The organism is Clostridium sp. (genome assembly GCF_040797585.1).
Lineage (GTDB): Bacteria > Bacillota > Clostridia > Clostridiales > Clostridiaceae > Clostridium_Z.
Map to the genome: position 1 here is coordinate 1 of NZ_JBFNEO010000132.1, position 8,023 is coordinate 8,023.

Here is an 8,023-nt window from a genome sequence, read left to right on the forward strand (position 1 = left end):
TAGTTATTTTTAAGGTGTATCATTTATAAAATTGCTTTCCTTTGGAAAGCTTTTTAACTAAGGCATCAATTGCATCATCAAAGTCTCCATATCTCTCCAGCTTAATAACTGCATTTAACCCTTCTTTATTCCCTTTTATAATTATACCGTCATCAAACATACAAAACCTCCATGCAGCAATAGCTTATCATACTATTTCAACAAACAATAATCAAAATCCTTCAAATTTAAACATAAATTATATTAAAATTTATAAAAAAAGGGGCTTTTTATAAGCCCCTTTTAAAATTATTCTGGTAATTTGTAGTCATACTTAGGTGTATAACCCATTTGATTTAATTCTTCTTTAAAATATTGTTCATATATAGCTCTAGCAACTGGTGCTGCTTCACCACCGTGTCCCCCATCATATATTACAACTGCTACTGCTATTTCTGGTTTATCAAGGGGAGCAAATCCTATATAGGTAGCATAGGAGGTTCTTCCAAGTTCATCCTGCTGACCATCCTCTTTAAAGGTAGCACTACCAGTCTTACCTCCGTTATCTATAGGAAAATCTGCAAAGGTACGAGAAGCTGTACCAGTTCTGGTAGTTTTATACATGCCTTCTTTAACAACTTTTAATGTTTCCTGAGAAACACCTACATTTTCCATTACCTGAGGCTTAAATTCTTCTATAACCTTACCTGTAGAATCAGTTATTTTGTCTACTAAGTAAGTTTTATATCTTGTACCTCCATTAGCTATAGTTGCAGTGAAGTTTGCCATTTGAAGAGGTGTAAATTCATTTATACCCTGACCAACAGCTGCATTAAGCACATTATATATGGCATCTATGTTATTTCTGATATCAAATAGTATATAAGAAGTTAAGTCATAGGTCATAGCATCAAGCTGATTCATATAAGTATCTCTTTCACCCTCTGGCATAGTCTCTATGAAAGCTTTAAGCTTTTCCTCAAATTTTTTACTTACTTCATTAAAGTCCTCATCCTTTTGTCCAGCTGTTCTTATAACCTCTCTTATACTTTCCTTAATAGCTTCTTTAGCATTTGCTACTTCATCACTATCTTCACTGTTCTTTCCTATATCCATTCCCTTAAAGGAACTTCTTCCAAAGGATCCTGCTCTAAACTTCTCTACAACATCACTCATTACATAAAATGCAACACTATCTATATTACTTTGAAGATTATAAGTTTGACCATAAATATTCTCTTCTATCTCTATTCCTGTAGTTGATTTTTGCTCCTTACTTGGATCAGTTCCAAGTCCGAATTTCCATGCATATTCTGCTAGTTTATCTACACCAAACTGCTTTCCAAGCCTATATGCAACCTCAAAGAAATAATAGTTAGAGGATTTTGCTATGGCTGTTCTCATATCGATAGATCCGTGTGCCACACCACCATCATTTTTACCTTTAAAGCCTTTTAAGTCTTTATAGCCTGTGGTAGTATCATTAAAGTATCCTTTATCTTGAATAGTCTCATCAGGGGTAATTACTCCAGTTTCAAGACCTGCAATAGCTGTTAAAGGCTTATATATAGATCCTGGTGGTGTTAATCCTTGAGTGGCATAGTTAAAGAATGGTTTAGGATATATGTCAGATGGATCAGTTCTTAACTCTTTTACCTTATCATCCCTTGGGAATAGTTCATCTACAGTTTTAGAAAGTCCCATCTTTTGTATATACTCTTGTCCAAACTTTTCTAAATCAGGACTGAAATATTCCTTTATCTGTTCCTCAGTAAGCCTACCTGGTACAGCAAAATCATTTGGGTTAAAGGATGGGCTTGATGCCATAGATAAAACTTTTCCAGTGTTTACATCTAAAACTACTGCTGCTCCTCTTGTGGCATTCTTAGTTATAAGACCATCGTCAAGTCTCCCCCTTCTTTGAAGATCTAACATGGTATCCTCTAAGGCTCTCTCTGTTGCGTATTGAAGATCCTTATTTATATTAAGATGAACATTTTGTCCTGGAGCTGGATCTAATCTAAATAATTCTTCTGTCTTTCTTCCTTCCTTATTAACCTTAACCACAGTACCGCCCTTAGCTCCCTTTAGTCTACTTTCAAAAGCGGACTCTATACCTGATTTACCAATAGTATCCACTGATACATCATAGCCTCTTTCTTCATACTTATCCTTTTGCGAACTATTTATAGCTCCTATGTATCCTATAACAGAAGACGCTAGGTTATTATAAGGGTAATATCTTATAGGCTGAATATTTATATCTATTCCTGGCATTTCATTAAGTCTTTGAAGGAATATAAAAGCAGATTCTTTCTTAATATTACTTGCAAGGACTACTGGTTTATATCCTGTAAACATCTGCATCTTTATGGTATCTCTAACCAGCATATACTTTCTTATTTCTTCTAATGAATACTTTTCAAGAAGCATTTCTTTAATTTCGCTTCCCTTTAATTCCTTCATTTTCTTTATTTCATCCTCATCCGTAATACCTAGAAGTTTGTATAGCTCATAATCTTTAATTAATTTATCAAAAACTTCCTCTGGAGTTATCTTTAAAAGCTCTTCATTAATTATTTCCTTTTGTTCATCTGTAAGTTCTTCAACATCTTTAAATAACTTTCTTTTAATCTCCTCATCAAATCCACGGTCAAGCTTGAATCTTATCTCCATGGATTTCGCCACCTCTGGATCACTAGTTTTAAATTCAAATCTATAAGGATCAGTTTTTAATGCAAATTCATCCACTAGAGTTTCTCCAGTTTCATCTAGAACCTTAAAAAGATTGGTTAAGGTATCAAAAATTTGCTTTTTATTCTCTTCAGTTTCCATATAAACTACCATATAACTTTGCTCAGATTTTGCAAGAACTGAACCTGTACTATCTAAAATCATACCTCTTGGTGCTACTTCTGCAATCTGTTTAATAGATCTGTTAGCTGCTAATTCTTTGTAGTTATCATAATTCAATACTTGAACATAGAAAAGTCTAAGTATAAGAATAGAAAATATAACTAGCATAATCACAGTTAAAACATTATATCTGTCGAATTTTCTCTTCTTTTTCATAGCATCACCCAATTTTTAAAAATTCCAATCTTTTTTCATATATGGTTTTTGACTTAATTTAAATACCCTTTTGTACATAACCATAGATATTAAGATACTATATATGCTTCCTATGGCTATAGTTTCAAGGTTTGTCTTTTGTTTTAATGCATAGAGTATAATAAAGACCATAATTCCCTTTAATATACTCATAAAGAAATTAGTTATAACAGGAACAAAGGATTTTTCCTTAAATATATTAGTTCCTATCTTAGAAGTAGTTATGCAAAGAATCATATTTATAAGAGAATTAATTCCAAACCCATTAAACATATATATATCTTGAAGGAATCCAGATAATAATCCTATAAATAGAGCCTCCCACTGATCTACAACTATGGAGTAACATATTACAAAAGAAAATAGTAAACTTCCATAGGCTCCTCTAAAACTAAGAAATGGCATAACTGTGTTATCTAACACTAAAAGTACTATGCATATTAATGCAAGAATAAATCTTCTCATGTATATCACCTAATTAATACTTTATCTCTCTTTTATTTTTAGGTACTACAATAAGCATATCTTGAAGCTTATTAAAATCAACAAAGGGTTCTATGGTAGCTATTTTCATAACCTTCCCCTTATCTTCCTCTACTGATACCACTTCCCCTATTCTAATATTCTTAGGGTATATCCCTCCTAGTCCAGAAGTTAAAATCACATCTCCTTCTTTAACCTCCGAATCTATTGGAAGATGATAAACTTTTGCAAGAAGCTCATTTTGGGATTTTTTATACCCTTTAACTATACCATCAATCTCTTGAGTATTTTCAACCATAGCTGCTACAGAAATATTTTCATTAGCTAAGGATTGAACTATGGCCCAATTAGAGGCAACTGATGTAACTTGACCTACTAATCCTTTAGATGTTATAGCTACCATACCATCTTCTAACCCATCATCGCTTCCCTTATCAATTATATATCCATCTAGAAAGCTATTTCCTGCTTTTCCTATTATATTAGTATTTACATAGTCATAGTCATCTTCTTTTCTCTCTTCTGTAAATTTTAATGTCTCTTTTAATTCTTCATTTTCTCTTTTTAAACTATTAAATTCTACTAATTTATTTTCTAATTCATCATTCTTTTGCTTAAGTTCTTCATTCTCATTTTTAACATTTGAGAAATTAGTAGTAAACTCTAAAGCACCTTTTAAATTATCACCAATTGTATATGCAACTTTTTGTATGGGATTTAATGCATCTCCAACTCCACCCTCTAAAATACTCTTATTATCCCTTTTTACAGTAAAAATAATTATGCCTAAAAAGCTAACTGACAGCACCACAACAGTAACTGCCAGTTTATTTTTAAAGAACTTCATAATTATCCTCTTTGCTGTCTTGCTATGCTATCAAAGTTATCTAAGGCTTTTCCTGCTCCAAGAGCAACACAATCTAGAGGTGATTCAGCTATATATACAGGCATATGAGTTTCATGCTTTATAAGTTCATCAAGACCTCTAAGAAGAGCTCCTCCTCCTGCAAGCATTATTCCTTTATCCATGATATCTGCTGAAAGCTCTGGTGGAGTCTTTTCAAGGGTAGTTTTTATAGCTTCTATAATAGACGCTACCGGCTCTTTTAGAGCACTTCTTATTTGAGTTTCCGTGATTTCTATTATCTTTGGTAATCCTGAAATTAAATCACGACCTTTAATCTCCATAACTCTTTCTTCTTCATCTTCTAACTTAAAGGCTGATCCTAATTCCATTTTAATTGCTTCTGATGTTCTCTCACCTATCATTAAGTTATATTCTTTCTTTATATAATTTATTATTGCATGATCTAATTCATCTCCTGCAACTCTTAAGGATTTAGCGGTAACTATTCCTCCAAGGGATACTACAGCAACCTCAGTAGTTCCTCCCCCAATATCAACTATCATACTTCCAGTAGGTTCATCCACAGGAAGTCCTGCTCCTATTGCTGCTGCCATAGGCTCTTCCATAAGTACAACATCTCTAGCTCCTGCTTGTTTTGTAGCTTCAAGGATTGCTCTCTTTTCCACTTCTGTTACTCCAGATGGAAAACAAACTATTATCCTTGGACTTGCAAAAGCTGATTTTGCAGTAATCTTTTCTATGAACTTTTTAAGCATTGTTTGAGTTATATCAAAGTCAGCTATAACCCCATCTTTCATTGGTCTTATAGCTACTATATTTCCAGGAGTTCTACCTATCATAAGTTTAGCTTCTGATCCAACAGCTAGTGGCTTTTTTGTGTTATTGTTTATAGCTACCACTGAAGGTTCTCTTAAAACTATTCCCTTTCCTTTTACATATACAAGTGTATTAGCTGTTCCTAAATCTATACCCATATCTTTAGTTATTCCGAATAATCCCATTTATATATCTCCTTTCACCTTACAATAAACCTTTTTCTTTTAAGCTTACATAATTATTCATTCCTATTATTACATGGTCTACTAATTCAACGCCTAACATTTTACCACATTCTTTTAATCTAATGGTTACATTTATGTCTTCTTTACTAGGAGTTGAATCTCCTGATGGATGATTATGACAAATTACTATTGAAGCTCCGTTTTTTCTTATAGCCTCTTTAAAAACTTCTCTTGGATGAACAATGGAAGAATTTAAACTCCCAATAGAAATATTCTTATCATAAATCACTTTATTTTTACTATCTAAAATAATAACCTTGAGCACTTCTTTATCATATGAAGCCATTTCATTCTTAACTAATGTAAATACATCTCTTGGGGCAGATATCTTATAGGTATCTCCTGAAAGATGACTATTAAACCTTTTAAATAGCTCTGATAGTGCCAAGATTTGTGTGGCCTTAGCATTTTTTATGCCCTTTAAAGAAGTAAGCTCTTCATAATTAAATTTTAGCAAGGTATTTATTCCCGAACTTTCCTTTAATAATCTATTGCTTAACTCTATTACATTTTCATATTTAGTTCCACTTCTTAGAATTATTGCAAGCAACTCTGCATTGGACAAAGTATTAGGTCCATATTTTATAAGTCTTTCTCTTGGTCTTTCATTTTCTGGCAAATCCATAATTTTTAATTTATTCATAAAAGCACTCACCTTTTATATAATTTTGAATTTACCCCATCCCTTAAAATATGTACTTTAACCCTATAGAAAATCCTTTAACATACTATTTAATGTGTTTATAGGAAGCCCTACTGCATTATAATAACATCCTTGAATTTCCTCAACAAAAACTCCTGCAAGTCCTTGTATTCCATAAGCTCCTGCTTTATCTAAAGCGTCACCAGTATTCACGTAATTTAAGATTTCCTCATCACTTAAATCAGAAAATTTTATTTTAGTTGCCACGCTTCTGCTTAAAACTTCACTGGTTAAAGTCTTCATAATAGTTATTCCTGAATACACCTTATGGACTTTTCCACTTAACATTTTTAACATAGCATAAGCTTCTTCATTATTCTTAGGCTTTCCAAGAACTTTCCCTTCAAAGGCAACTATAGTATCTGCTCCAATTACTAAAGAATCTCCAACTAGTTTACTTGAAACATCTAAAGCCTTGCCTTTTGATACCTCTTTTACATACTCTTCAAAATCTCCATTAAACTCTACAGTTTCCTCTGGAAAATCGCTGATTATAACTGTAAAATCCTCTAAAACTTTCTTTAAAAGTTCCTGTCTTCTTGGTGAAGCTGAAGCTAAAATAATTTTCAAATTAATCACATCCTAGAACTTTTTTATAATAAAAATAGCAAGTATAATTCCTAAAATGGATAATATATTAAAATTAAATTTTAACCCTATACTCATACTTACTATTCCTAGGTCTAATGTTAGTGGTTGAGTAAGACCTATAGAATAAAAGTCCTTCAAAAACTTCAGTGCTGAAACGCTATTACCTATAAGTTCACCTAACAGATTTCCCAAAATAGCAAAAAGAACTATCAAAACCCATGATAATCCTCCCTTAAATACGCCTTCGCGCAAACCCACCACCTCCATCTTATATAGTTTACCATTTAACATTTTAATACACAAGTATATTTATAATTTTTTAAAATTTAAAAAAACTATCAACTTAACCATAAATTGGTTGCATATAAATACATTTTTAGTGAAATATTATTCTTTAATAATTAAATAATAAAAAACCCTATAGAATAGACTTTTTATCATGTCTACTCTATAGGATACATTTCAAATACAATAAAATTCTAGTGACTTTTTATTATATTACTCTAAAAACTTATTTTACATACTACTTAATTCCTATAACTTTCAATGGGTTAAAAATCTAAAACTAAGAATTTTGCTTTTACACTATTTTAAAACTTAATTTTAGCTTATACTCTATTTAATTTTCTTTAATATATTATAAATAGTTTCGTAATAACCTGAAACCTTATCTTTTGTAATCTCATCAGGAAGTTCTAAAGTAAACTTCTTTATCTCCTCTAAAACTCCATAGTTTACACTTCCTTTTTCCACTTCTTTAAGTCCCTTAGTCCACTCTTTTAATTCTTTAGTTTCTATTGATTTAATATTTTTATCTTCAAATCTATTTAAAAGTTTTAAGTTACCTCTTATAATTTCTCCTATTTCTGTATCACAAAGATCTTTCCTTTTTAAAGGAAATGTCACCTTAGCTGTAGCAATACCTTCTTTACTTAAATTATCCATAACCTCTTTAACTTTATCTTCTTCATATATTCCTACTAAAACCCTTAACTTATCATCTTCTTTGCCATAAAATACATTATATTTATCTCCTATATTTTTCTTCATCTCTTCTGCATATTTTTTTTCTGAGAAAACTCCACCTTGTACTCCATAAAAATTAAAGTCTTCTTCCTTATTAATGGTTTTACCCTTATTATTTTCTTCTGCTACTTTAGGAGTATTAGGTTCGTTTTTTTCTATATTTCCTTTTATAAATACTCTATAAGTAACAGTCCCGTTTAG

Annotated in this window: 8 protein-coding genes and 1 pseudogene; all 9 read right to left on the reverse strand. The window is 31.4% G+C overall.

All coding sequences use genetic code 11. The annotated features are described in order from the left end of the window. Positions 1–22: 22 nt before the first annotated feature. Positions 23–160, reverse strand: a pseudogene (locus AB2369_RS09135) (septum site-determining protein MinC); the annotation flags it as partial. Positions 161–288: 128 nt separating this feature from the next. Next, positions 289–3,051, reverse strand: coding sequence for a penicillin-binding transpeptidase domain-containing protein (locus AB2369_RS09140; protein WP_367666175.1), 2,763 nt, complete (start codon positions 3,049–3,051; stop codon positions 289–291). Positions 3,052–3,066: 15 nt separating this feature from the next. Then, entirely contained in the window at positions 3,067–3,555 is a 489-nt protein-coding gene (gene mreD / locus AB2369_RS09145) for a rod shape-determining protein MreD (protein ID WP_367666176.1), read from the reverse strand. Positions 3,556–3,568: 13 nt separating this feature from the next. Continuing rightward, positions 3,569–4,420, reverse strand: coding sequence for a rod shape-determining protein MreC (mreC, locus tag AB2369_RS09150; protein WP_367666177.1), 852 nt, complete (start codon positions 4,418–4,420; stop codon positions 3,569–3,571). Positions 4,421–4,422: 2 nt separating this feature from the next. After that, positions 4,423–5,442, reverse strand: a complete 1,020-nt coding sequence (locus AB2369_RS09155; RefSeq protein WP_367666178.1) for a rod shape-determining protein — start codon at positions 5,440–5,442, stop codon at positions 4,423–4,425. Between the two features lie 19 nt (positions 5,443–5,461). Next, entirely contained in the window at positions 5,462–6,145 is a 684-nt protein-coding gene (radC, locus tag AB2369_RS09160) for a DNA repair protein RadC (RefSeq protein ID WP_367666179.1), read from the reverse strand. A gap of 63 nt (positions 6,146–6,208) precedes the next feature. Next, positions 6,209–6,775: a Maf-like protein gene (locus AB2369_RS09165; RefSeq protein ID WP_367666180.1), complete on the reverse strand. Its 567-nt coding sequence runs from the start codon at positions 6,773–6,775 to the stop codon at positions 6,209–6,211. 12 nt (positions 6,776–6,787) lie between these two features. Further along, entirely contained in the window at positions 6,788–7,048 is a 261-nt protein-coding gene (locus AB2369_RS09170) for a DUF4321 domain-containing protein (protein ID WP_367666181.1), read from the reverse strand. Between the two features lie 363 nt (positions 7,049–7,411). Further along, the coding region (locus AB2369_RS09175; RefSeq protein ID WP_367666182.1) for a hypothetical protein at positions 7,412–8,023 on the reverse strand (612 nt) is incomplete at its 5' end.

Coding starts and splice junctions, on each gene's coding strand:
- mreC (WP_367666177.1), bottom strand. CDS start 4,420: ATGAAGTTCTTTAAAAATAAACTGGCAGTTACTGTTGTGGTGCTGTCA.
- AB2369_RS09140 (WP_367666175.1), bottom strand. CDS start 3,051: ATGAAAAAGAAGAGAAAATTCGACAGATATAATGTTTTAACTGTGATT.
- mreD (WP_367666176.1), bottom strand. CDS start 3,555: ATGAGAAGATTTATTCTTGCATTAATATGCATAGTACTTTTAGTGTTA.
- radC (WP_367666179.1), bottom strand. CDS start 6,145: ATGAATAAATTAAAAATTATGGATTTGCCAGAAAATGAAAGACCAAGA.
- AB2369_RS09155 (WP_367666178.1), bottom strand. CDS start 5,442: ATGGGATTATTCGGAATAACTAAAGATATGGGTATAGATTTAGGAACA.